At 64.6% G+C, this 25,820-nt stretch carries 17 protein-coding genes; 4 read left to right on the top strand and 13 right to left on the bottom strand.

What is annotated here, in order from left to right:
* Positions 1–24: 24 nt before the first annotated feature.
* The 12 genes from fusA to IPK75_09545 form a co-directional block, all read right to left on the bottom strand.
* Positions 25–2,151 (bottom strand): elongation factor G, encoded by a 2,127-nt coding sequence (fusA, locus tag IPK75_09600; GenBank protein MBK8198613.1) that lies wholly within the window; start codon positions 2,149–2,151, stop codon positions 25–27.
* Between the two features lie 86 nt (positions 2,152–2,237).
* The gene (rpsG, locus tag IPK75_09595; protein ID MBK8198612.1) at positions 2,238–2,708 is read right to left on the bottom strand and encodes a 30S ribosomal protein S7; all 471 of its coding nucleotides are present in this window, start codon (positions 2,706–2,708) and stop codon (positions 2,238–2,240) included.
* A gap of 15 nt (positions 2,709–2,723) precedes the next feature.
* Positions 2,724–3,095 carry a 30S ribosomal protein S12 gene (locus tag IPK75_09590; protein ID MBK8198611.1) on the bottom strand — a complete coding sequence of 124 codons (372 nt, stop codon included), beginning with the start codon at positions 3,093–3,095 and terminating at the stop codon, positions 2,724–2,726.
* Between the two features lie 429 nt (positions 3,096–3,524).
* Positions 3,525–7,736 carry a DNA-directed RNA polymerase subunit beta' gene (gene rpoC / locus IPK75_09585; GenBank protein MBK8198610.1) on the bottom strand — a complete coding sequence of 1,404 codons (4,212 nt, stop codon included), beginning with the start codon at positions 7,734–7,736 and terminating at the stop codon, positions 3,525–3,527.
* Positions 7,737–7,861: 125 nt separating this feature from the next.
* The gene (gene rpoB, locus IPK75_09580; protein ID MBK8198609.1) at positions 7,862–11,995 is read right to left on the bottom strand and encodes a DNA-directed RNA polymerase subunit beta; all 4,134 of its coding nucleotides are present in this window, start codon (positions 11,993–11,995) and stop codon (positions 7,862–7,864) included.
* Between the two features lie 153 nt (positions 11,996–12,148).
* Positions 12,149–12,529: a 50S ribosomal protein L7/L12 gene (gene rplL, locus IPK75_09575; protein MBK8198608.1), complete on the bottom strand. Its 381-nt coding sequence runs from the start codon at positions 12,527–12,529 to the stop codon at positions 12,149–12,151.
* A gap of 60 nt (positions 12,530–12,589) precedes the next feature.
* Positions 12,590–13,105: a 50S ribosomal protein L10 gene (gene rplJ / locus IPK75_09570; protein MBK8198607.1), complete on the bottom strand. Its 516-nt coding sequence runs from the start codon at positions 13,103–13,105 to the stop codon at positions 12,590–12,592.
* A 394-nt stretch (positions 13,106–13,499) separates the two neighbouring features.
* Positions 13,500–14,192, bottom strand: coding sequence for a 50S ribosomal protein L1 (gene rplA / locus IPK75_09565; GenBank protein MBK8198606.1), 693 nt, complete (start codon positions 14,190–14,192; stop codon positions 13,500–13,502).
* A 5-nt stretch (positions 14,193–14,197) separates the two neighbouring features.
* Positions 14,198–14,644, bottom strand: a complete 447-nt coding sequence (rplK, locus tag IPK75_09560; protein MBK8198605.1) for a 50S ribosomal protein L11 — start codon at positions 14,642–14,644, stop codon at positions 14,198–14,200.
* A 193-nt stretch (positions 14,645–14,837) separates the two neighbouring features.
* Positions 14,838–15,701 carry a M48 family metallopeptidase gene (locus tag IPK75_09555; GenBank protein ID MBK8198604.1) on the bottom strand — a complete coding sequence of 288 codons (864 nt, stop codon included), beginning with the start codon at positions 15,699–15,701 and terminating at the stop codon, positions 14,838–14,840.
* Positions 15,702–15,828: 127 nt separating this feature from the next.
* Complete coding sequence (locus IPK75_09550) at positions 15,829–16,920, bottom strand: hypothetical protein (GenBank protein MBK8198603.1); 1,092 nt, start codon at positions 16,918–16,920, stop codon at positions 15,829–15,831.
* Complete coding sequence (locus IPK75_09545; protein MBK8198602.1) at positions 16,917–18,329, bottom strand: hypothetical protein; 1,413 nt, start codon at positions 18,327–18,329, stop codon at positions 16,917–16,919. The genes IPK75_09550 and IPK75_09545 overlap by 4 nt, the downstream gene beginning before the upstream one ends.
* Before the next feature lie 96 nt (positions 18,330–18,425).
* Here IPK75_09545 and IPK75_09540 point away from each other — a divergent pair, with 96 nt between their 5' ends.
* Genes IPK75_09540 through IPK75_09530 form a run of 3 tightly spaced genes read left to right on the top strand, consistent with a single transcriptional unit; the run spans position 18,426 to position 21,842 of the window.
* Positions 18,426–19,244 carry an RNA methyltransferase gene (locus IPK75_09540; GenBank protein ID MBK8198601.1) on the top strand — a complete coding sequence of 273 codons (819 nt, stop codon included), beginning with the start codon at positions 18,426–18,428 and terminating at the stop codon, positions 19,242–19,244.
* Positions 19,244–20,134: a class I SAM-dependent methyltransferase gene (locus IPK75_09535; protein MBK8198600.1), complete on the top strand. Its 891-nt coding sequence runs from the start codon at positions 19,244–19,246 to the stop codon at positions 20,132–20,134. The genes IPK75_09540 and IPK75_09535 overlap by 1 nt, the downstream gene beginning before the upstream one ends.
* 19 nt (positions 20,135–20,153) lie before the next feature.
* Positions 20,154–21,842 carry a tetratricopeptide repeat protein gene (locus tag IPK75_09530; GenBank protein ID MBK8198599.1) on the top strand — a complete coding sequence of 563 codons (1,689 nt, stop codon included), beginning with the start codon at positions 20,154–20,156 and terminating at the stop codon, positions 21,840–21,842.
* 63 nt (positions 21,843–21,905) lie between these two features.
* Here IPK75_09530 and IPK75_09525 read toward each other — a convergent pair whose 3' ends face one another.
* On the bottom strand, positions 21,906–23,954 hold the full coding sequence (locus IPK75_09525) for a S9 family peptidase (GenBank protein MBK8198598.1): 2,049 nt from the start codon (positions 23,952–23,954) through the stop codon (positions 21,906–21,908).
* Positions 23,955–24,078: 124 nt separating this feature from the next.
* Here IPK75_09525 and IPK75_09520 point away from each other — a divergent pair, with 124 nt between their 5' ends.
* Positions 24,079–25,716, top strand: coding sequence for a sulfotransferase (locus IPK75_09520; protein MBK8198597.1), 1,638 nt, complete (start codon positions 24,079–24,081; stop codon positions 25,714–25,716).
* Positions 25,717–25,820: the final 104 nt, after the last annotated feature.

The raw sequence follows: 25,820 nt of genomic DNA, 5'->3' as shown, positions 1-25,820 counted from the left end.
TTGTTCTGAACTTGAGGGACCCGGTTACGAGCCCGAGACTTCCTGGATGATTTTCTGCGCTTCGGCGCGCGGGACTTCGTCATAGTGATCGAACAGCATGGTGAACTGTGCGCGGCCTTGCGACATGCCCCGAAGGTTGGACACGTAGCCGAACATGTTGACCAGCGGCACCATCGCCGTGATGGCCGTGGCAATACCGCGGGCTTCCGAGCCCTGGATCTGGCCGCGGCGGGAGTTCAGGTCGCCGATCACGTCGCCCATGTAGTCTTCAGGCGTCACGACTTCGACCTTCATGATCGGCTCCATCAGGCGCGGATCACCCTTGCCTTTCAGCTCGCGGAATGCGCCGCGGGCCGCGATTTCGAATGCCAGCACGCTGGAGTCGACATCGTGGAAGGCGCCGTCAACGAGACGGGCGCGGAAGTCGGTCACCGGATAGCCGGCGAGCAGGCCGTTTTCCTTGGCCATTTCGAGGCCCTTGGACACGCCAGGGACGTATTCCTTCGGAACCGCACCGCCAACGATCGCGCTTTCGAACACGAAGCCCGAGCCGGGCTCCAGCGGTTCGAACTCGAGCTTGATACGCGCAAACTGGCCGGTACCGCCCGACTGTTTCTTGTGTGTGAAGTCGACGGTTGCGGCGCGGCCGAGCTTCTCACGGTAAGCCACCTGCGGCTGGCCGATATTGGCCTCGACCTTGAACTCGCGCTTCAGGCGGTCGATCAGGATGTCGAGGTGAAGCTCGCCCATGCCCTTCATGATCGTCTGGCCGGATTCGAAATCCGTCTCGACACGGAAGGACGGGTCTTCTGCAGCGAGGCGCTGCAGACCGACCGACATCTTTTCCTGGTCAGCCTTGGTTTTCGGCTCGACGGCGATTTCGATCACCGGCTGCGGGAAGGTCATCGTTTCGAGCACGACCGGCTGGGCCGGATCGCAGACCGTGTCACCGGTCGTGGTTTCCTTCAGGCCGGCGAGCGCCACGATGTCACCTGCGAAGGCTTCCGTGATCTCGTCCTGCTTGTTGGCGTGCATCATGACCATGCGGCCGACGCGCTCTTTCTTGCCTTTGGTGGCGTTCAGGAACGCATCGCCTTTCGACAGCTTGCCCGAATAGATCCGGGTAAACGTCAGCGTGCCCATGTAGGGGTCGTTCATGATCTTGAATGCCAAGCCGGCAAACGGCTGGTTGTCATCGGCCGAACGCGAGATGTTGCGCGTCTCGGTCTCGTCGCCGGGCTTGAAGCCCATGTAGGCCGGCACGTCGAGCGGGCTCGGCAGGTAGTCGACCACGCCGTTCAGCATCGGCTGGACGCCTTTGTTCTTGAACGCCGAGCCGCACAGGATCGGGACGAACTTGAGGCCAAGCGTTCCCTTGCGGATCAGGCTGCGGAGGGTCGGCACGTCCGGCTCGGAGCCATCCACGAGGAAGGCTTCCATGACCGCATCGTCCATCTCGACAGCGAGTTCGATGAGCTTCGCGCGCCATTCGTTGGCTTCGGCCTGCATGCTTTCGCGGATCGGCTTCAGAACCCAGCTCGCGCCGAGGTCTTCGCCTTCCCAGACCCATTCCTTCATGGTGATCAGGTCGATGTGGCCTTCGAGGCTGCTCTCGGAGCCGATCGGCAGCTGGATCGGCGCAGGCGTCGCGCCCGTGCGGTCGCGGATCATCGAGACGCAGTTGTAGAAATCGGCGCCGATCTTGTCCATCTTGTTGACGAACACGATCCGCGGCACGCCATAGCGGTCAGCCTGGCGCCAGACGGTTTCGGTCTGCGGCTCGACACCTGCGTTACCATCAAGCAGAACGACGGCGCCATCGAGCACGGCGAGCGAGCGCTCGACTTCGATGGTGAAGTCAACGTGTCCGGGCGTGTCGATGATGTTGAAGCGGAACTTCGGCGATTGCGCGGTGGAGCCGTCCTCGGTGCGTTCCCAGAACGTCGTGGTCGCAGCCGACGTGATCGTGATGCCGCGCTCCTGCTCCTGCTCCATCCAGTCCATGGTGGCAGCGCCGTCGTGGACTTCGCCAATCTTGTGCGACTTGCCGGTGTAATACAGGACGCGCTCTGTGGTCGTCGTCTTGCCGGCATCGATGTGGGCGATGATGCCGAAATTCCGGTAGCGCTCCAGCGGGTATTCGCGGGCCATGGGATAAACCTTCGTGTTCTGTGTTCCAGGAGTCGAGAGCAGCGCGCCCGGGCGAGTTGCTCATCCGCCCGGACGGTTGGTGCTGGTTACCAGCGGTAGTGGGCGAATGCCTTGTTGGCGTCCGCCATGCGGTGCGTGTCTTCGCGCTTCTTCACGGCGTTGCCGCGGCCTTGCGAAGCATCCATCAGCTCACCAGCAAGACGCTCACGCATCGTGTTCTCGTTGCGGCCCGCAGCTGCAGCGGCCAGCCAACGGATGGCGAGGGCCTGACGGCGCTCGGTGCGGACTTCGACCGGAACCTGATAGGTCGCACCACCGACCCGGCGCGAGCGCACTTCGACGGAAGGCGCTACAGCTTCGAGGGCATTGTGGAAGACCTCGATCGGGTTCTTCTTCGAACGGGTCTCGACCAGCTCGAACGCGCCATAAACGATGCGTTCGGCGACCGACTTTTTGCCGTCGCGCATGATCTGGTTCATGAATTTCGAGACCACGAGATCCTTGTATTTCGGATCCGCAAGGACTTCGCGCTTCTCGGCTTGGTGACGACGGGACATGAGCCTCTGGACCTCTTACTTCGGTTTCTTCGCGCCGTAGTGCGAGCGGCGTTGCTTACGGTTCTTGACGGGTTGGGTATCCAGGGCGCCGCGCACGATGTGGTAGCGCACGCCCGGAAGGTCTTTCACGCGGCCGCCGCGGATGAGCACGACCGAGTGCTCCTGCAGGTTGTGGCCTTCGCCCGGGATGTAGCACAGCGATTCAAATCCGGAGGTCATCCGCACCTTGGCCACTTTGCGAAGTGCCGAGTTCGGCTTCTTCGGGGTCGTGGTGTAGACGCGCGTACAGACACCGCGGCGCTGCGGGCAAGCCTTGAGGGCCGGAGTCTTCGTACGGGTGCGCTTGGGTTCGCGCGGATTGCGGATCAGCTGCTGGATTGTGGGCATTCGGGCCTACTGTCTCTTCATACGTTTGGCCCGGGGGCCGATAATGAAAACTGCCCCGAAGGCCTGAACTGGCTTCCGGGACGGCGGGAAATTGGGGGCCAGATTGACCGGTGCGTTGCGGCAGCCGGTGCGGTTTGCAGGCAAGGCGCCCGTTTACCTCTCTGACGATTTGCGGGCGTGTAGACTCGCGCGGGCGTCGCGTCAAGGGCGGCAGGCTGCAAACGGGCCCGCTGATTCACCCTTCAGAAGGGTAAAATTCCGCGCCAGCTGCGGAAACACATCCAGGCGATCAGGGCGATGGCCGCCGCGGCGCACCCTGCCCCGGCCAGGTCGGCTTTCGAGAAGTTCATCTGGACCCCTCCCGGGCATGAAAAAGCCTGCCAGAACTGGCAGGCTTTTCCGGTTTGTTCAAGCACGCGACGGGGCCGTTCAGGCGTCCGTCTTGTCCGGTGCCGGCAGGCCGGTGAGCACGAGGGTCTCTTCGGCCTTGGCCATCGCGGCAGCCCGTTTCGCTTTCAGCTTCGCATCGCGCTCGGCGGCCACACGGCGGTACTGGCGGATGCCACCACCGGTACCGGCCGGGATGAGGCGGCCGACAATGACGTTCTCCTTGAGGCCTTCGAGCGTGTCGACCTTGCCCTGGACGGCCGCTTCGGTCAGCACGCGTGTCGTTTCCTGGAACGAGGCGGCGGAGATGAAGCTCTTCGTCTGGAGCGAGGCCTTGGTGATGCCGAGCAGCAGCGGCGTTGCCGTCGCTTCCACCTGGTCCTTCTTGCGCGAACGGCGAACGGCCTCGTTGGCCTCCTCGAACTCGCTGACGTCGATGTGCTCGCCGACGATGAACGGCGTGTCACCGCCATCGACGATCTCGACCTTCTGCAGCATCTGGCGAACGATCACCTCGATGTGCTTGTCGTTGATCGGCACGCCTTGCAGGCGGTAAACCTTCTGCACTTCGTCGATCAGGTAGTTGGCGAGCGCTTCCACGCCGAGCGTCGACAGGATGTCCTGCGGCGCCGGGTTGCCGTCCATCAGGAATTCGCCGCGCTTGATGAAATCGCCATCCTGGACCGCAAGGTGCTTACCCTTCGGAACCAGGTAGTCGATCGGGGCACGCCCCTCTTCCAGCGGCACGATCGTGACCTTGCGCTTGTTCTTGTAGTCGCGGCCGTATTCGACGCGGCCATCAACGTCAGCGATGATGGCGTGGTCTTTCGGACGACGGGCTTCGAACAGTTCTGCCACGCGCGGCAGACCGCCCGTGATGTCGCCGGTCTTGGCACCGCCCGTGGTGACGCGCGCGAGCGTGTCGCCGGGCTCGATCTTGTCGCCGTCGGAGACGGAGAGGATCGCGCCGACCGAGAGCACGTAGGACGCGGTAGAGCCGTTCGGCAGCTTTACCGGCTTGCCGGACTTGTCGACGATCTGGATCGACGGCTTGAGGTCGTTGGCCTTGGAGGTCGAACGCGGGTCGATGACGACGCGGGCCGAGATGCCGGTCGCTTCGTCGGTCTCCTCGCGGACGGTGAGACCGTCCGACAGGTCGACGAAGCGGGCTTCACCGGCGACTTCCGAGACGATCGGCTGGGCGAACGGATCCCAGTCGGCCAGCAGCATGCCGGCCGTGACCTTCGCGCCGTCCTTGACCATCAGGCGCGTACCATAGGCCGGGCGGAACGACTGGCGCGTGCGCCCTTCGGCGTCCACGATCTCGACCTGCATGCGGCGGCCGACGACGATGATCGTCTTGTCCTTGCGGGTCACGAACTCGCCGTCCACGAAGCGGACCGTGCCGTCGAAGCTGGCTTCCAGCGACGACTGGTCGGCCACCTGGGCCGCGCCGCCGATGTGGAAGGTGCGCATCGTGAGCTGCGTGCCGGGTTCGCCGATCGACTGGGCGGCGATGACGCCGACCGCTTCACCGCGGTTGACCGGCGTGCCGCGGGCAAGGTCGCGGCCATAGCAGGCCACGCAGATGCCGTTCTTGGCTTCGCAGGTCAGGGCCGAGCGGGCCTTGACGCGGTCAACCGACGCCGCCTCGATGGCGGCCGCCACGTCTTCGTCGATATAGGTGTTGGCCGGGATGACGAGCTTGCCATCGGCGCCCTTGACGTCTTCGGCCGTGACGCGGCCGAGCACGCGCTCGCCGATCGAGACGATGACGTCGGCGCCTTCCATGACGGCGGCAATGTCGATGCCCTTGCTGGTGCCGCAATCATCCTCGTTGATGATGCAGTCCTGCGCGACGTCGACGAGGCGGCGGGTCAGGTAACCCGAGTTTGCCGTCTTGAGCGCCGTATCGGCCAGACCCTTGCGGGCACCGTGCGTCGAGTTGAAGTACTCGAGAACGGTGAGGCCTTCCTTGAAGTTCGAGATGATCGGCGTCTCGATGATCTCGCCCGATGGCTTGGCCATGAGGCCGCGCATACCGGCGAGCTGCTTCATCTGGTTCTTCGAACCACGAGCACCGGAATCGGCCATCATGTAGATCGAGTTGACCTGCGCCTTGCGGCCGGCCGTGGCGGCCTGGGCCTTGGAGGCCGAGTCCATCATGGCGTCGGCCACCTTGTCCGTACACGTGGACCAGGCATCGACGACCTTGTTGTACTTCTCGCCGCGCGTGATGAGGCCATCCGCATACTGACGCTCGTATTCGGACACGAGTTCCTTGGTCGCGTCGACCAGCTTCTTCTTCGCTTCCGGGATGACCATGTCATCTTTGCCGAAGGAGATACCAGCCTTGCAGGCTTCCTTGAAGCCAAGCTCCATGACCTTGTCACAGAAGATGACCGTCGCCTTCTGGCCGCACAGGCGGTAGACTTCGTCGATGATCTTGCCGATCGCCTTCTTGGTGAGGACGGTGTTGACGAGGTCCGGGCCGATGCCCAGCGCGCGCGGCAACAGGTTCGCCACCATGAAGCGGCCCGGCGTCGTGTCGATCACGTAGCGGCGCGGTTTGCCCTCGGCGTCGATGCCGTCATAGAGCGCCTTGATCTTCGTGTGCAGAGAGATCAGGCCGGCATCGAGCGCATGCTCCATTTCGGCGAGGTCGGCGAACTTCATGCCCTCCCCCGGCTCGCCCTTCTGGTCGAGCGAGAGGTAGTAGAGGCCGAGGATGATGTCCTGCGACGGCACGATGATCGGCTTGCCGTTGGCCGGCGAGAGGATGTTGTTGGTCGACATCATCAGCACACGGCATTCCAGCTGGGCCTCGAGGCTCAGCGGCACGTGCACGGCCATCTGGTCGCCGTCGAAGTCTGCGTTGAACGCGGCGCAGACGAGCGGGTGCAGCTGGATGGCCTTGCCTTCGATCAGCTTCGGCTCGAACGCCTGGATGCCGAGACGGTGCAGCGTCGGCGCGCGGTTGAGCAGCACCGGGTGCTCGCGGATGACCTCGTCGAGGATATCCCAGACTTCCGGCTTCTCTTTCTCAACGAGCTTCTTGGCAGCCTTGACGGTGCCGGCGAGACCTTTCGCGTCGAGGCGTGCATAGATGAACGGCTTGAACAGCTCGAGCGCCATCTTCTTCGGCAGGCCGCACTCATGCAGCTTGAGGTTCGGGCCGACCACGATGACCGAGCGGCCCGAATAGTCGACGCGCTTGCCGAGAAGGTTCTGGCGGAAGCGGCCCTGCTTGCCTTTCAGCATGTCGGAGATCGACTTCAGCGGACGCTTGTTGGTGCCGGTGATCGTGCGGCCGCGGCGGCCGTTGTCGAACAGGGCGTCCACCGACTCCTGCAGCATCCGCTTTTCGTTGCGGATGATGATGTCCGGCGCGCGAAGCTCCATCAGGCGCTTCAGGCGGTTGTTCCGGTTGATCACGCGGCGGTAGAGGTCGTTGAGGTCCGACGTCGCGAAGCGGCCGCCATCGAGCGGCACCAGCGGACGCAGGTCCGGCGGGATGACCGGGACGACCGTGAGGATCATCCATTCCGGCTTGGCTTTCGACTGCAGGAACGACTCGACCACTTTCAGGCGCTTGGAGGCCTTCTTCGTCTTCAGTTCCGAAGTCGATGCCTTGAGGTCGTCACGCAGCTGGTCTGCGAGGACCGGCAGGTCGAGCGACTTCAGGATCTCGCGGATGGCTTCAGCGCCGATCAGGGCGGTGAACGCGTCTTCCCCAAGACGGTCCTGGGCATCCATGTATTCTTCTTCGGTGAGCAGCTGTTTCGGCTCAAGCTCGGTGAGGCCCGGCTCGATGACGACATAGCTTTCAAAGTAGAGCACGCGCTCCACATCTTTCAGCGGCATGTCGACGAGCGTCGCGATCCGGGACGGCAGCGACTTCAGGAACCAGATGTGGGCGACCGGCGCGGCGAGGTCGATATGGCCCATGCGCTCGCGGCGAACGCGCGCCAGGGTGACTTCCACGCCGCACTTCTCGCAGACGATGCCGCGATACTTGATGCGTTTGTACTTGCCGCAAAGGCACTCGTAGTCCTTCGTCGGTCCGAAGATCCGGGCACAGAACAGGCCGTCACGCTCCGGCTTGAACGTGCGGTAGTTGATGGTCTCGGGCTTCTTGATCTCGCCGGAAGACCAGGACTTGATCTTCTCCGGGCTCGCAATCGAAATACGGATCGCCTCGAAAGTCGGGGCGGGCGTATTCTGGTTGAACATGTTGGCGACGTCCTGGCGCATCGGGGTCTGCTCCTTGGGGTGGGCGTTTGGAGGCTTCGGCCTCCTGCCCTGGTAAATCCGGTATCAGGCTCGGCCCCACTCGCAGATCCGGACTGCGGGCGGGGCCTTAACTCTAAGCGACGCGATTATTCGGCTGGCACCGATGCCTCGCTGTCGGCTTCTTCGCCATTCTCTTCGAGAAGTTCGACGTTGAGGCCGAGCGAGCGCATTTCCTTGACCAGCACGTTGAAGCTCTCCGGGATGCCGGCTTCGAAGGTATCGTCGCCGCGGACGATTGCTTCGTAGACCTTGGCGCGGCCGGCGGTGTCGTCCGACTTCACGGTGAGCATTTCCTGCAGCGTGTAGGCGGCGCCGTAAGCCTCGAGGGCCCAGACCTCCATCTCGCCGAAGCGTTGGCCACCGAACTGGGCCTTGCCGCCCAGCGGTTGCTGCGTGACGAGCGAGTAAGGGCCAGTCGAACGGGCGTGGATCTTCTCGTCCACGAGGTGGTGCAGCTTGAGAAGGTACTTGTAGCCAACCGTGACCGGACGCGTGAACGCGACACCGGTGCGGCCGTCGTAGAGGCGGACCTGACCCGACGTGTCGAGACCCGCGCGGGTCAGCATGTCGTTGATGTCTTCCTCACGGGCGCCGTCGAACACCGGCGTTGCCATCGGCACACCGTTGCGCAGGTTGCCGGCGAGTTCGACGATCTCTTCGTCCGTCTCCGGAAGTTCCTGATCCTTGCCATAAGCCGTCACGAGCGCCTTCTTGAGGCCCTTCATGTCCTGCTTCTGGTGGAACTCGTCGAGCGCCTTGTCGATGATCCGGCCGAGGCCGCGGCAGGCCCAGCCCGTGTGCGTCTCGAGGATCTGGCCAACGTTCATCCGCGACGGCACGCCGAGCGGGTTGAGCACGATGTCGACCGGGGTACCGTCCTCGAGGAACGGCATGTCTTCGCTCGGGTTGATCTTCGAGATCACACCCTTGTTGCCGTGACGGCCGGCCATCTTGTCGCCCGGCTGCAGCTTGCGCTTCACGGCCAGGAACACCTTGACGACTTTCATCACGCCCGGAGGCAGGTCGTCGCCGCGCTGGACCTTCTCGACCTTGTCGTTGAAGCGGGCTTCGAGTTCGCGGATCGACACGTCGAACTGTTCGCGCAGGGCTTTCAGTTCGGCCTGGGCCTTCTCCGATTTCAGCTCGATGTCCCACATCTGCTTCTCGGACAGCTCTTCAAGCGCGCCGGCCGTGATGCGGCCAGGCTTGAAGCCTTTCGGGCCGGCAGCGGCTTCCTTGCCGGCCAGCAGTTCGTGCAGGCGGGCATAGGTGTTGCGCTCGAGGATCGATTGCTCGTCCTCTTTGTCTTCCTGCAGCTGTTCGATCTGCTCACGCTCGATCTGGAGCGCGCGCTGGTCCTTGTCGATGCCGTGACGGTTGAAGATGCGGACATCCACGACCGTACCGGAATCACCCGGCGGCACGCGCAGCGACGTGTCGCGCACGTCGGAAGCCTTCTCACCGAAGATGGCGCGCAGGAGTTTTTCCTCCGGCGTCATCGGGCTTTCGCCCTTCGGCGTGACCTTGCCGACGAGGATGTCGCCCGCCTTCACTTCGGCGCCGACGGCAACGATGCCGGCTTCGTCGAGGTTGCGCAGGGCTTCTTCGCCAACGTTCGGGATGTCGCGCGTGATCTCTTCCGGACCAAGCTTCGTATCGCGGGCGGCGACTTCGAATTCCTCGATGTGGATCGAGGTGAACACGTCGTCTTTCACGATACGCTCGGAGATCAGGATCGAGTCTTCGAAGTTGTAGCCGTTCCACGGCATGAACGCGACGAGCACGTTGCGACCAAGAGCCAGCTCACCAAGATCCGTAGACGGACCATCGGCGATGATGTCCATCTTGGCAACCGTGTCGCCGACCTTCACGATCGGGCGCTGGTTGATGCACGAGTTCTGGTTCGAGCGGCGGAACTTCGCGAGACGGTAGATGTCGACGCCCGACTTCGAGCCGTCGAGGTCTTCCGTTGCGCGCACCACGATGCGCAGCGCGTCGACCTGCTCGACCACCCCTGCCCGGCGGGCAACGATGGCGGCGCGGCTGTCGCGGGCGACGACCGCTTCCATGCCGGTGCCGACGAACGGCGCTTCCGACTGGACGAGCGGCACAGCCTGACGCTGCATGTTCGAGCCCATGAGCGCGCGGTTGGCGTCATCGTTCTCGAGGTATGGGATCAGCGAGGCGGCGACCGAGACGACCTGTTTCGGCGAGACGTCCATGTACTGGATCTCGTCCTTCGAAACCATCGTCGCTTCGCCGGCAACCCGCGCGTTGACGAACTCGTTCTGCAGTTCGCCCTTGGCGTTCACGGTCGCGTTGGCCTGAGCGATCTTGTAGATCGATTCCTCCATCGCCGAGAGGTACACGACTTCGCTGGTCAGCTTTGCTTTCTGGACCTTGCGGTACGGGCTTTCGATGAAGCCGTACTTGTTCACGCGGGCATGCGTCGCCAGCGAGTTGATCAGGCCGATGTTCGGACCTTCCGGCGTTTCGATCGGGCAGATGCGGCCATAGTGCGTCGGGTGAACGTCGCGCACTTCGAAGCCGGCACGCTCGCGCGTCAGGCCGCCCGGGCCGAGGGCCGAGAGACGGCGCTTGTGGGTGATCTCGGAGAGCGGGTTGGTCTGGTCCATGAACTGCGACAGCTGCGAGGAGCCGAAGAATTCACGTACGGCGGCCACAACCGGTTTCGCGTTGATCAGGTCGTGCGGCATGACCGTGTCGATATCGACAGCGCCCATGCGTTCCTTGATCGCGCGCTCCATGCGCACGAGACCGATACGGTAGTTGTTTTCCATCAGCTCGCCGACCGAACGGACGCGGCGGTTGCCGAGGTTGTCGATGTCGTCGACTTCGCCTTTACCGTCTTTCAGGTCGAGGATGACCTTCATCACGCCGATGATGTCGTCGTTGCGCAGCACGCGCATCGAGTCTTCCGCCGACTCATATTCCTTCACGGCGACCGACAGGCGCATGTTCATTTTCACGCGGCCAACCGCCGAGAGGTCATAGCGCTCGGAATCGAAGAACAGCTGGCCGAACAGGGCGTCTGCGGCTTCCTGCGTCGGCGGCTCGCCGGGGCGCATGACGCGGTAGATGTCGGAGAGCGCTTCGAAGCGGTTCTCGTTCTTGTCGGCTTTCAGCGTGTTACGCAGCCAGGGGCCACGGCCGCCCGCGTCGATGTCGAGCACTTCGATCATCTTGAGGCCGTAATCGCGCATTTCGGCGATTGCCTCTTCCTCGAGCGTGTCACCGGCTTCGCCGAAGATCTCGCCGGTTTCGAGGTTCACGACATCGCGCGCCAGGAACTTGCCGATCAGGGCTTCCGACGGAACGAGGATCTCGTCCGTGCCGCCTTCGGAGATGCGCTTCGCCTTGAGCGCGGTGATCTTCTTGCCGGCTTCGGCGACAACCTTCTTCGACTTCGCGTCGACGAGGTCGTATTCCGGCTTCACGCCGCGCCAGGCATCCGGGCGGAAGCTCGTGATCCATCCCTTCTTGTCGAGGCGGAAGATCGAGCGGGTGTAGAACTCGTCGAGGATCTGCTCGGTGTTGAAGCCGAGCGCGTAGAGGATCGTCGTCGCCGGCAGCTTGCGCTTGCGGTCGATGCGGATGTTCAGGATGTCCTTCGCGTCGAACTCGAAGTCGAGCCACGAGCCGCGGTACGGGATGATGCGGGCCGCAAACAGCAGTTTGCCGGACGCGTGGGTCTTGCCCTTGTCATGGTCGAAGAAAACGCCCGGCGAACGGTGCATCTGCGAGACGATGACGCGCTCGGTGCCGTTGACGACGAACGTGCCCTTCTCGGTCATCAGCGGGATGTCGCCGAGATAGCATTCCTGCTCTTTCACTTCCTTGACGGAGCGTGCGCCGGTTTCCTCGTCCACGTCGAACACGACGAGCTGGAGACGGACCTTGAGCGGCGCCTGGTAGGTCAGGTCGCGCTGCATGCACTCTTCAACGTCGAACTTCGGCTGTTCGAATTCGTACGAAACGTATTCGAGGGTGGCGCGTTCGGAGAAGTCGGTGATCGGGAAGACCGATTTGAAAACGCCGCCGAGGCCATCATCCGTGCGGTTTTCGCGCGGGGTGTTCATCTGGAGGAACGCTTCGTAGGACTCGCGCTGAACCTCGATCAGGTTGGGCATTTCGATGGCTTCGGGAATGCGGCCGAAGTTTTTGCGGATACGTTTCTTTTCCGTGAAGGAGAGTGCCATCCCAAGTTCCCATTTTTTCGGCGCCGCCCGGTGGAAGCGGCAAGCCGGAGTTTGAAACGCGAGCACGCGGCGGCCCCACAAGGAGACCGCCGCGCTAATCCACTACAGACGGCGCCTCGCGCGAACACCGTCCGGATACACGCCCAAGGGCGCTTACTTCAGTTCGACTTTGGCGCCTGCGTCTTCGAACTTCTTCTTCATCGCTTCAGCGTCAGCTTTCGAGACGCCTTCTTTCACGGTCTTCGGAGCGCCTTCGACGAGGTCTTTGGCTTCTTTCAGGCCGAGCGCCGGAACGACTTCGCGCACCAGCTTGATGACTTCGATTTTCTTGCCACCAGCGTCGGTGAGCACGACATCGAACTCGGTTTTCTCTTCAGCAGCAGCAGCCGGGGCAGCACCGCCGCCAGCAGCGGCAACGGCGACCGGCGCAGCGGCCGAGACGCCCCACTTTTCTTCGAGCAGTTTCGCGAGTTCAGCCGCTTCGAGAACGGTCAGAGCCGAGAGGTCTTCGACAATCTTTTCGAGATTTGCCATGGTTGTATGTCCTGTTGTTTGGTTCGGTTGATAAGGTCGTTGGTTGCGAAAACGGGCGGATTAGGCAGCGTCTTTCGACGCGTAGGCCGCCACCACGCGGGCCAGCTGCGACGCCGGAGCCTGGATGACGCCAGCAACTTTCGTTGCCGGAGCCTGCAGGAGGCCGATGAGCTTGCCACGCAGTTGGTCGAGAGAGGGGAGTTTCGCGAGCGCTTCGACGCCTTTGGCGTCCAGCACTTGCTCACCCATCACCGCACCGATGATCACGAGTTTGGAATTTTCCTTCGCAAACTCGTCAGCCGCTTTCGCAGCCGACACCGGGTCCGGAGAATAGGCGATCGCCACAGGGCCCTGGAACAGGTCCAGTGCCTTGTCGCCACCCGTTCCGCCGAGGGCGATCTTCGCCAGGCGGTTCTTGACCACTTTGAAGTGCGCGCCGTCCTTGCGGAGCAGGCCACGCAGCTTCGTCATTTCCGCGACGGTCAGACCGGTATAGTGGGTCACGACGACCACACCCGACCCTTCGAACACCCCTTTCAGGGTATCGAGAGCCGCGCTTTTTCCAGCTTTATCCATTGCGGGTCTCCATTGAGGCGCCCGGACCATCCGGCCGCCCTAGGTGTTCGCCTTCTGCCTTGCGGCTTCCAGCGCCTGCCCAGGGATTGGCCTGCCCGATGCGCCCTTTCCCGGAAAAATCCAGAAAAAACCGAACCGTATCTACGCCTCACCCCGTCTGCATAGGTGGCCTTGCGGCCCTTGGCTTTCCAGGAAGGAATGGCCTATGGTCTGTGACAGGAAACGGGAGTCCCCCGAATGCACATCGGTGAACTCCCGTCAAGCGGCGGGCATTAACGCTTTTTCCACCGGGCCGCAACCCCCTCAGCGCTTTTTTATGCGGCAAGAAAAAACCCGGCCCGCGCAAGGCGCAGGCCGGGCTTCTTCAATGTGGTGCCGTTGCGGCAGCCCAGGCTCAGCCCTTGGCTTCAGCCAGGTCGATCGTCACGCCGCCGCCCATCGTGGACGAGAGCGAGATCTTGCGCACGAACGTGCCTTTCGCGCCCGACGGGCGGGCCTTGACCAGCGCCGAGAGGAACGCGTTGACGTTTTTCTCGATGTCGGCCTGCGAGAAGCTCGCCTTGCCGACGCCGGCATGCACGATGCCTGCCTTTTCGACCTTGAACTCGACGGCGCCGCCCTTGGCGTCCTTGACGGCCTGGGTGACGTTCGGGGTGACCGTGCCGACTTTCGGGTTCGGCATCAGGCCGCGCGGGCCGAGCACCTTACCGAGACGGCCGACGAGGCCCATCATGTCCGGCGTAGCGATGACGCGGTCGAAGTCCATGAAGCCGCCGTTGACCTTTTCGAACAGGTCGTCAGCACCGACGATGTCGGCGCCGGCTGCGAGGGCTTCCTCGGCCTTCTTGTCCTTGGCGAACACGGCGACGCGGACGTTCTTGCCGGTACCGGCCGGCAGGTTGACCACGCTGCGGACCTGCTGGTCAGCATATTTCGGGTCAACGCCGAGGTTCACGGCGAGTTCGATCGTCTCGTCGAATTTCGCCTTGGCGTTCGACTTCACGAGCTTGACGGCTTCGGCGATCGTGTAGGTCTTGGTGGCATCGATCGTCTGCTCGATGGCGCGGGTACGTTTTCCTTTGGCCATGGTGCTTACTCCTCAACCCGCAGGCCCATCGCGCGGGCAGAGCCGGCGATGATCTTCGAAGCGGCTTCGAGATCGTTGGCGTTGAGGTCGTTCATCTTGACCTTCGCGATTTCACGGACCTGGTCCATCGTGACCTTGCCGGTCGACTCGTGGCCCGGCTTTTTCGCGCCCGAGGCCGGTTTCTTGCCGAGTTTCAGGCCAGCGGCCTTTTTCAGCAGCACCGAGGCCGGCGGCGTCTTGGTGACGAAGGTGAACGACTTGTCCTGGTAATACTGGATCACGACCGGGATCGGGATGCCTTCTTCAAGACCTTGGGTCTTGGCGTTAAAGGCCTTGCAGAATTCCATGATGTTGATGCCGCGCTGGCCCAGGGCGGGGCCCACGGGCGGCGACGGGTTGGCCTTGCCGGCCGGAATCTGGAGCTTGATCTGCCCCAGCAGTTTCTTAGCCATTTTGTCCTCACAACGTTGGCGAAGGGGCGGTGGTCTTTCGATCCGCCCGGTTGAATCGAGGCTCCGCGGTACGGCTGGCGCCTCCCGCAGAAGCGGCGCGTATGGCCCAAAGCCCCCGCCCGGTCAAGCATCGCCATGAAAAACCCCGGACGGCGGGGCCATCCGGGGCAATTCGGGGTTTGCGGGGTGCAGCCTAGATCAGCGCATAGCCCTTGGCGTTGATGTAGTTGCGCAGCTCTTCGGCGCGCCGCACCGGATCCGGGTGGGTCGACATGAACTCGGGCGGGCGCTGGCCTTTCGACTGGGCGTCCATCAGCTCCCACAGCCGCACTGACTGTTTCACGTCATAGCCGGCGTTGTGCATGTAATCGACGCCGAGCTTGTCCGCCTGCAGTTCATGCTTGCGGCTGTAGGGCAGCACCACGCCGAACTGCACAGCGGCGCCGCCAAGGGCGCCGATCGTGGTGCCGTATTTCGAAAGCGTTTCCGACGAGGCGACGGCGATCTGGCCGGCCATCAGGCCAACCTGCGCGGCGGTCGACACCGACAGGCGCTCGGCGGCATGCTTGCCCACGACGTGACCCGTCTCGTGGCCAAGCACCGAGGAGAGCTGGTCGTCGTTCTCGGTCAGTTCGGTGATACCGCGATACACGCCCACACGGTTGCCCGGCATGACGAAGGCGTTGACGTCGTCGGTGTCGAACACGGCGACATCCCAGTTGTCATTCGGGTTGATGTGGCCCTGCGCGACGGCGCCCTTCACTGTGCGGTCCCACACATTGAGCACGCGGCTCTTGAGCTTGGAATTCGACGTCTGCGGCGTCTGGGTCTTCATGTCGGTCCAGGCGGTGGCCGCCATGCTGGCCACTTCGGCATCCCCGAAAAGCAGCAGCTGGCTGTCGCCCGTCGCCGCGTTGGTGGCGCAGCCCGTCACGAAGGGAAACACGCTGCCGGCGGCAAGGCCCATGATGATGCCGCGCCGCGACAGGTGCACACGCGGCGCATTTGCGAGCAACGCGCTGTCGAACTTTTCTCCGAACTCGATTTCACGCGACATGGGGTCCGTCTCCTGTGACCAGCTTCTGCGGCAAGCCTAACGCCTGCCATGGTAAATGCAAAGCGGCCTGCCGGGTTGCAACAAGGTTAGGACCCGGGGCGTGAACCCGTTCTGAATGGCGCCGGCCTCAGGCGTCGGCGGCTTCATCCACCAGCACGGCGGCCTGCTCCACCCAGCCCTCCCGCGTGATCCGGCCGGAAAAGCTCAGGTAGTCATCGACCCAGGCAACATTCTCAGGCGTCCAGTCTGCAATCTGATCAAAATGATAGATGCCGAGACTGTTCAGCACATCCTGAATCTTCGGACCGATTCCACCAATCAGCGTGAGGTCAGCCGCCGCGCCTTCTACCGGCCGCTCGAGCGCGACGGGGCGCACGCGCGCAATCTGCCCGGTAGCGGCCGCTTCGGCGCGCTCATCGGCTTCTTCCAGCTGATCGAGGATCGTCTCGGCGGCGCGCTTGGCAGGCGCGGCTTCACCGGAAGCTGGCGGCGCGTCCGCGTTGGCATCACCTTCGAAATAGGCGAGGCGACCTTCGAGGAACCGCACGCGCCAGCGCAGGCGCGCGATCTCTTCCTCCACCGGTCCGGTCGACTCCGCTGCAGCCGCTGGCGCCGGCGGCGCCTCGGCGACGGGCTCCGGCGCGGGGGCTGGAACAGCCGCCAGCTCAGCCTCGAGCCCCTTCACCCGCGTGCGCAGGTAATCCACTTCCCATTCAAGCTTGGCCGTATCGACCGGCGTCGCGACCTCCACAGGCGCCGCGACCGGTGCGGCGGGAACCTGCGCTTTCGCAAGTTCGGATTCGAGATGCACGACGCGGCTTTCCAGGTGGCGGTTGCGCCAGACCAGCGTCTCTTCGACCGGCGCGGCGGCAGCTGCAGCAGCCGGCGCGGCCGCAACCGGCGCAGCCGATTTCAGTGCGTCGATCTCAGCCGACTTGCGCGCCAGTTCGGCGGTCAGCGATTCAACCTTGCGGGCAAGGATCGGATCCGGCGCAGCCGGCGCCGGCGTGTCGCCGTTCGCGAGCTTGCGCTGCGCCGCGAACAGGCGCTCGATCTCGTCCTTCGCTTCGCCGAGTTCGACCTTCACCATATCGCGCTCGACCATGGCCTGGCGCATCTTGCCCGACAGCAACATGCCGCGAATCGACCAGCCGAGCAGCAGCGTCACGACCCCGGTCGCCGCCAGGGCAATCCACATATGTGCCAACAGCCACGTCATTGTGCACTCCGCTCCCGTACCGTGAATTCCGGCCGCCGGTCCGAAGGCCCGGCAGCCCGAATGTCCATACCCTCGACCGCCGCAAGGGAGCCATAGCCGATTGCAGCAATCCGGGGCCGCGCCATCCCTGCCCGCTCGATAAATCCTGCCAGAGCGGCAGCCCGCGCCTCGGCCAGCGCGTCGCCTTCCACATCAATGTCGAAGGCGCCGTTCGGCGCACACTCGCCCGCCATGCGCGCCAGCGCGTCGAGCCCTTTGGCGCTGTCGCGGCTGAACTCCGCGCGGCCCGGCACAAAGCTGATCGCCGGGCTCGCGAGCATCTCGTTGATCGCGTCGGCGCACCCGGCCGGCGTGGCCCACTCCGGCGCTGAAGGTGCAGCCGGCTCGGCGTTCGCCGCCAGCACGAACCGCCAACGCCCGGCCGCCCGCACCATGTCCTCGTGAAGGAATTGCAACGTGCTCGCCGGCGCCGTGCCTTCGAACGTGAAACCGTTGACCGCCGGGTCAAACGTCATCACGCCGTCGCTGAAGTCCGCAAGGTGGCCGAGCCCGGCCTTTGCGCCGTCGATCCAGCCTTCTGCCGGCGTATCCGCGGTGACCATTTCATCGCGCACCTCGCCGGCAAAATCTCGCCGCGCCGCGCTGATCAGAGACCGCCGTTCATTCTCGCCCGGCACGGAACCAGACAGCACGAGCGCGTCACCGGTCCGCGTGGCTAACCAGAGCGGCTGCCCCCGGATCAGCGCCACGCCCCGGAACGGTCCGGCGACGGCCGTCGTCGTCGCCGTCAGGCGCGCCCGCAGCGTATCGTCGCCGACGTTGCCGCGTACGGTCAGCACATGATCCATCAGCCTCGCATCGCCAGCGTCCAGCTCGGCAACCTGCCGGATCGCCAGTTGCGCGATGCCTTGCCAGTTACCCGGCGGCACACCGGTCGCCATCAGCATCCGGTCTTCCACCGCGCCGCCGGACACCGTCTCTGCTTCCGCCACCAGCGCGGTCCGCACAGCCTTCGAAGGCACATGTCCGCCCAGCACCAGGCCGCCCGTGGGCAGCTTCTCCACCGTCCAGCTGTAGGGCCGCACCGCGTCAGCCGGATGCACCCGCGTCTCGACCTGAGCCACCCCACCGAACAGCAGCCCGCCCTTGCCACTGCTGCGCAGCACCGTTCGGGCAGCATCTTCGACCGCATCTTCGGACGGTGCGGCGCCGCTCAGGATCGCCGTCTGGCCGTCCATCTCAACACGCGCCCAGTCAATGCCCTCGCTCAGCAACGCCTGCTGCGCCCTTGTTTCAAGGCGCTTTTCCAGGTCAGCGGCGCTATGGGGGGATTGGTTCACGCCCCACCACAGGATAAAGGGCAGCGCGAGGAGTGAAATAAGGCCCGTGAGGTAGTCAAGCAGGCGCACGACGTCGCTGACCTCCCGTAACCATTGTCCCTGTCCCGAGGGATGCCCTATCCGTTAACGCATCGCAAGACTCCAGCCCACAGGCGCCCGCCCCTGATGAAACGCCCGCCAGAAACCCTGACAAGCCCGTCAAACCCGCTCATCAAGGCCCTGAAAGGCCTCGAGCGGAAGAAAGAGCGCACGGAGACCGGCCTCTTCCTCGCCGAGGGCGCGCGGATCGTCGGCGAAGGCCTGGCGCGCGGCTGGACCGCCGAAACTGTCGTGATCGCTGCAGACATGGCCGAGCGGCCCCAGATCGCCGCGCTTGCCCGTGAGGCGGAGAAAGGCGGCGCCCGCGTGGTGCTCGCCCCGGAACGGCTGATGTCGAAGATCACCCAGAAGGACAACGCCCAGAGCGTCGTGGCGGCCTTCCACCAGCGTCATCTGGCCCCGGCCGACCTGCCCACCCCCAAGGCGGGCGCGCCGCTTTATGTGGCACTCTATGAAGTGCGCGACCCCGGCAATCTCGGCACCATCCTGCGCACAGCCGACTGCGCCGGCGCCAGCGGTGTCATCCTCATCGGCACCTGCTGCGACCCTTACAGTTTCGAGGCTGTCCGCGCCTCGATGGGCTCGCTGTTCGACATGCCGTTCGCGCATGCCTCGTTCGAGGCTTTCGAAACCTGGCGCCGCGCCCGGCGCCTCACCGTGTCGGCCGCTTCGGTCAACGGCACCGTGCGCCACGATGCAGCGCCCTTTCAGGGTCCGTCCGTCATCCTGATGGGCAACGAGCAGGCCGGCCTGCCCTCGGCGGTCGAAGCAACCTGCGACCAGCTCTGCCTGATCCCGATGCGCGGCGGCGCCGACAGCCTGAACCTCGCCCAGGCGACAGCCATCATGGTCTACGAAGCCTGGCGCCAGCGGGGTTATGCCTGATGAAAACCGAGACCCGCCTGCTGGTTGCCGACGACTGGGAAGACTACGCCCTGCTCGATTCCGGCCACCTGCAAAAGCTCGAACGCTTTGGCAGTCAGACCGTCATCCGCCCGGACCCGCAGGCCTTCTGGAACCCCGCCCGACCCGCGCAGGGCTGGAAAGCCGATGCGCGCTTCTCCGCGAAGGGGCCGGACGAAGATGGCGCCGGCCAATGGGAGGTGCTGAACGCGCGCGCGCCCGACACCTGGCCGATGCGCTGGAACGGTCTCACCTTCTCGACGCGCCGCACGGCCTTCCGCCACATGGGCGTGTTCCAGGAACACTCCGTACACTGGCGATTTGCGCAGGAGCGGATCCGCGCCGCGAAGCGACCGGTTAAGGTTCTGAACCTGTTCGGCTATACCGGCATGATGTCACTCGCTTGCGCGGCCGCAGGCGCTGAAGTCGTGCATCTCGACGCCAGCCCCAAGTCGAACGGCTTTGGCAAGGAGAACCAGTCGCTCTCAGGCCTCGACGACCGGACGATCCGCTGGATCGCCGATGACGCCATGAAGTTCGTCGCGCGCGAGCAGCGCCGCGGCAGCAAATATGACGCCGTCGTGCTTGACCCGCCGAAGTTCGGTCGCGGCACCAACAACGAGACCTGGCGTTTCGAGGAAGACCTGCCTGCCCTGCTCGACGGTGTACAGGCGCTGCTGAGCGACAACCCGCTGTTCGTCATCGCCACCGTCTATGCCGTTCGCCTGTCCTATCTCGCGCTGGCCCAGACCCTCGCCGATCGCATGTCGCCTTACGGCGGCATCATGGAACAGGGCGAGATGGCCTTGCCGCAAGCCGGATCGGAACGCCTGCTGCCGACCGCGCTTTATGCCCGCTGGCGGGCGGGCTGACCTGCGCTAGACTGACCCGATGTCCAACGCGCCCAGCCCGCTCGAACGCCAGGCTCTTGCCCGCCTCAAGGCAGGCGACGCCGCCGGTGCGGAAACGGAGATCGCGTCCCTGCTCGCAGGCGCGTCAGGACCGGCGCGCCAGCGTCTCACCGAAGCGCTCGCCGAAGCCCGCTTCGCGCAAGGCTACGCGCTCGAAGCTGCCCGCGCACTTGAGTCCGCCGGCAACGACCCGCGCGTCGCGCTCCGGCGCGCCTTCATGTTGGTGCAGGCCGGGAAGTTTCCGGCTGCCCTCGCTGCGCTGGCCGCCTTGCCCGCATCGGCCCGGCAAGGCTTCGACTTCTGGTCCCTGAAGGCTGACGCCTTGCGCCAGACAGGCCGGTGGCATGACGCCGCCGACGCGGCCGCGCGCGCGCTGAAGGCGAATCCGTCGAGCCGCAACATGACCCTGATCCGCGCCGCGGGGCTCGGCCATGGCGGCGAGTGGCGCGAGGCAGCGCCGCTGTTCGCGAAATATGCAGACTTTCCGCCTGCCATCGAAATGCACGCCGGCGCGCTGGTCGGTTCCGGACGGACAGCTGAGGCTCGCGCGCTGCTTTCGTCCGCCCTCGAACGGTTTCCGGCCGATGCCAGCCTGCACCGCGCCCTCGCGATGATCGCCTGGATGGCGGGCGAGAAGAAAACCTTCGCATCAGGCCTGATCGCCGCCTCCGATGCCCGCCCTCAGGACATAGGCCTCGGCATGGCGGCGGCGGACCTCCTGCGCCGCGCTGGCCAGCTCCCGGACGCGCTGGGCAGGCTCGACCGGCTGCGCGCCGCTTTCCCGATGCCTCATCTCGACAGCGCGGCAGCGATCGTACTGTCGGCGATGTCGCGCCATGCCGAAGCTGCTGCGCTGGCGCGCCGGTCCGCCGCGCAGGCACCTCGCGTGGACTGGATCCGCCGCAATGCAGCCTGCGTGCTGATGTCGGCCGGCGACCCGCTGGGCGCGCGCGCTCATTCGGAATGGGGACTGTCGCTCGATCCCGGCGATCAGGAATGGATCGCTATCGACGCGGTCGCGCGCCGGGCCAGCGGCGACCCTGCTTACCGCGTGCCTTACGACTACGACCGTTTCGTGCAGGCGTTCGATCTCGAGCCGCCGGAAGGCTATTCGACCACGGACGACTTTATTGCGGCGCTCGCCGCACGCCTGCGCGAGCTGCACGGGTTCAGCAACCATCCGCTCGACCAGTCGCTTCGGGGCGGGTCGCAACTGCAGCTGAACCCGGATGTGCCGCAGGACCCGCTGGTCGAGAAACTGTTCGACGCCTTGAAAGGGCCGATCAACCGCTACCTCGCCGCGCTGGGCCACGATGCTGGCCACCCGTTCCTTGCGCCGAACACAGGCAAGTGGCGGATGCAGGGCGCCTGGTCCGTGCGCCTCGTGCAGGGCGGCAGCCATGTGAACCACATCCACCCCGAGGGCTGGATATCAAGCGCATTCTACGTCGTCGTGCCCTCGTCGGTCCGCCCGGAGAGCAATTCGCAGGAGGGCTGGATCACATTCGGTGCGCCCTACTTCCCTGTCGAAGGACTGGCCGCCGAACACGCCGTCTGCCCGAAAGCTGGCAGGCTCGTTCTCTTCCCCTCCTACATGTGGCACGGCGTGAATGCCTTCAACGAAGACGCTGAACGTATCAGCGTCGCTTTCGACCTGGTGCCGGAATGAAAAGGCCCACCCGTCCGTAGGCGGAAGGTGGGCCCATTCAGTCAATCGTCGCAAATCGCCGGATCAGGGCGTCCAGCCGGGTCCGATGTTCCGGTCGAAGAAGTCCTTGCCCTTGGTCAGGACCACCTTCCAGTCATCGCCCTGGTCGGGGCGCAGGTAGTGGTCCATGTCCTCGATCTCGACATATTCGTAGGGCTTTTTCGCGCGCTTGAGCGCCGCCACCATGTCGCGCGACTGTTCGACTGGCACCGTATAGTCCAGTTCGCCATGCACGATCAGGATCGGCATGCCCACCTGGTCAGCGTGGCGCTTGGCCGAATACTTGTCGAGCTTGGCGGCGTCGGCGTTCGGATCGCCGATCGCTTCCGCCCAGTACTTGTAGCTGCTGCCTTGCTTGCCGCCCTGTTCCTTGCGCACCCAGGCCTGCATGTCGCGCAGGTCCGACACGCCGGCGCCGGCCAGCGAGCATTTGTAGAGGTCGGTGTCGCGGTAGCTGGCCGTGAAGGCGACATAACCGCCATGCGACCAGCCCGCGATGCAGATGCGGTTCGGATCGGCGATGCCCTTGGCGATCAGGTCCAGCGTGCCGTCATTGATGTCTTCCTGGATCAGCTGGCCCCACTGGCCCTGACCGGCTTCCACCCAGCCGCGACCGCTGCCCGAACCGCCGCGGAAGTGCGGTTGGAACACGGCATAGCCTTGCGAGGCCCAATAGCCCGCGAGCGGATCGAAGCCCCAGACATCACGCGACTCCGGCCCGCCGTGCGGCAGCACGATGGTCGGCAGGTTGCGCGTCTCGGAGGTCGCCCCCGGCGGCAGCCAGAGATAACCCCACATCGCTGTGCCATCCTTCGCCGCGTATTTGACGACGCTGGACGTCGGCATCAGCTCCGGACTGGCAACGGTACGCGCCGTCTGGAACAACTCAAGCGCACGGGTCTTGGTGTCGTAGATATAGAACGTGCCGGGGTCCTGCGGCCCATCCGTGCTCACCAGCAGGCTTCCATTGATGTTGCCACCAGGCTCCAGATACACATTGTGCCCTTCGCCGATCGCATCTTCGATTGCCAGCCAGTGCGATGCAAAGGTCTCGTCGCTCGGCAGGCAGCGGACCTTGTATTCGATATAGCAGGCGCCGATCACGGCCGACGTCGACGGATCCCGGATGACGGTGCTGACGTCCCACAGATCGTTCGTGTACAGCGCTTCGTCGAATTTTCCGGTGCTGGTGTCGTACACGTACAGGCCTGCCGTGTCGCGTTCCGGCGTGCGGGCGCGCACGATCGCGGTGTCGGGGCGCGGGCCGCGTCCGAGGCCCTGGAAATCGGCGCCGGAGTTTGCGTTGTCGGCGCCCATGTAGCGGGTGATCTCGATCCACTTGCCGGAGGCATCCCTGCGGAACCAGGCAGACCCCTTGCCGCTGGCCACCGAATCCACCCGCATCACCGGTTTCATGTTGCTGTCGACGAGCCAGCCCGACGTCTTGCTGCTGCCGGTTTCGACAAGCGTATAGGCTCCCGTGCGCACATTGACCTTGCGCAGCTGCGTCCCGCCGGTCGACGGCGTGCGCATCAACACGTGATCCTTGTCGTCAGGCAGGCTGTTGTCGATGCCGGCGCTCAGCCAGCGCGGAAACCCTTGCTCTGCCGCCGGATCGTAGAGTGAAACCAGTCCGGTGCCGTCGAGGTTGGATGCATAGACGCGAGAAACAAAACGAAAGCCTTCGTCGCTGTCTTCTTCCTTGACCGGAACGATGGTCGATTTGCCCTGAACGATTTCAAATTTCTGCTGAAGCACGAAGAGAAGCCGGTCATTGCCCTTGAATTGCACCGAGCTCAGCTCAAGGTTCTGATCCGCGCGGGCGCGCTGGATCGGCTTGGTGGTCCCGGTGGTCCGGTCATGGATGATCAGCAGGTCACCGTCCTTGTCGCGCAGCACGCCGGCGACATACCGCCCGTCCGGCGACAGGGTCGGTGCCCGGAACGTGTCATAGCCGACGAACATGTCGACCGTCGCGCGGGCCGGTTCTGCCTGGGCCGGCGCGACGATCGCCGCGCCCATGGCCAGGGTTGCGAGTGCAGCCATAGCTGCGCCAAGCCGTTTCACGTGCATGAGGATAGCTCCCGCTAGAGATAGATGTTTCAACGCCCTTTGAGGGTAGATAATCGGTCGCGTTCCCCTCCCGTCAAGGAGTTTTGGTAGTGACCCCGCCTGCCGCCTCCGCTAACACACCGGCATGAGCTTACCCCCCGGAACCCGCACCCTCGCCATCACGCCTGCAAATGCTGCAGCGGTGCTGAACGAAGGCCAGGCGCGCCTGCGCCGCGGCGACCTGCCGGGCGCAGCTGACATTGCGCAGGCCGTGCTGGCGGCCGCGCCGCGCCATCCGGATGCCTGGGTGCTGCTGTGTGCCGCCTTGATGCGCATGGGAAGCGGCGACGACGACCGCGCACTGGGCGATGCGCTGAGGGCGCTGCCGCCATCCAGCCCCGCCTACACGCTGCTGGCCATCGAGCGCTGCCGCGTGCTCGCAAACCGCGGCCGCTGCGGCGAGGCGGTTGAACTCGCCCGCCAGGTCAGCGGGAATGCTTCGCTGAGCCCGCGCCAGCACGATGTCCTGTCGAATGCCTACACCAGTTGCGGCCTCTACGAGGAGGCGCGCTCGCATGCCGACATTGCCGTTCGCCACATGCCGCAGGACGCCGCCGCACTTTACAACCGTGCGCTCGCGCAGCGGTACCTGGGTGATATCGACGACGCGATCTCCGGTTTCGAGCATCTGCTGACGCTCCATCCCGGCCATCCGCTCGCCCACTTCTCGCTGGCCGACTGCCGCAAGTGGACCGCCGAGCGGAACCATATCGACCAGCTGCAGGCGGCCCTGCGCGCGCCGGGCGGACACGACCTCGACCGCACGCGCCTGCTCTATTCGCTCTTCAAGGAAGCGCATGATGCCGGCGATCGCACCCTCGCCTGGTCGTCCCTGACAGAAGGCGCCCGGCTGGCCAACCTGGCTGCGCCCTTCCCGCTCGAAGACCGGCGCGCCTATGCCGAAGGCCTGATGCGGCAATTCACCGGCGGCCTCGATCAACGCACCGAACCGGCCGACGGGCTGATCCCGATCTTCATCGTCGGCCTGCCGCGTTCCGGCACCACGCTGGTCGAGCGCATCTTTTCGGCGCATCCGGAAGTCACCGATCTCGGCGAGACGCACGGCCTCGCACTGGCAATCCGCGATGCGCTGAACCTGCCGCGGTTCGGCGATCTCGACCTCGCCAGCGTCGGCAGCATGGACAATGTCGACTGGAACCGGGTCGCCCAGAACTACCTGCGCAGTTTCGAGTATCGGGGCGTAACCACCCGTTTCTTCACGGAAAAGCTGCCGCAGAACTACCACCTCGTGGGCGCCATGCGCCGGGCGTTTCCGCAGTCGCGCATCGTGCATCTGCGGCGCGCGCCGATGGATTCGCTGTTCGGCGCCTACAAGATCCTGTTCGGCGAGAGTTCCTACACCTGGTCCTACCGCTTCGAAGACCTCGCCGCCGCTTATGGTATCTACCGTCAGCTGACGGATCATTGGCGCCGCGAACTGGGCGATGTCTTCGTCGAGGTCACGCTTGAACGGTTGATCGCCGATCCGGACACCGAGATCCGCGCCCTGCTTGCAAAGTCGGGCCTGTCTTTCCACGAGGACTGCCTCGCACCCCACAAGGCCAAGGGCGGCGTGTCGACGGCGTCGAGCGCGCAGGTGCGCAATCCGATCAACAGCCAGGGCGTCGGCGCCTGGAAAACCTATCGCGACGAGTTCGAGCCTTTGCGCGCCCGTCTTGAGCAGGCCGGGTTCGTGGACGCTGCCGGCGATCCGGTCTGGTAGCCTTCCGAAGGCCCGCTCCGCGCTAGCCGGAGCACTGCATCTCCCCATCCCCGCACTGAGGCCGCGAGACGGCGCCCTCCGGCACGCCTTGCTGTGGCCTTGCC

This window comes from Acidobacteriota bacterium, from assembly GCA_016712445.1.
In the GTDB taxonomy this organism is placed as follows: domain Bacteria; phylum Pseudomonadota; class Alphaproteobacteria; order Caulobacterales; family Hyphomonadaceae; genus Hyphomonas.
The sequence above is the reverse complement of the archived record's forward strand: the minus strand, read 5'-3'. Positions and strand labels throughout refer to the sequence as shown.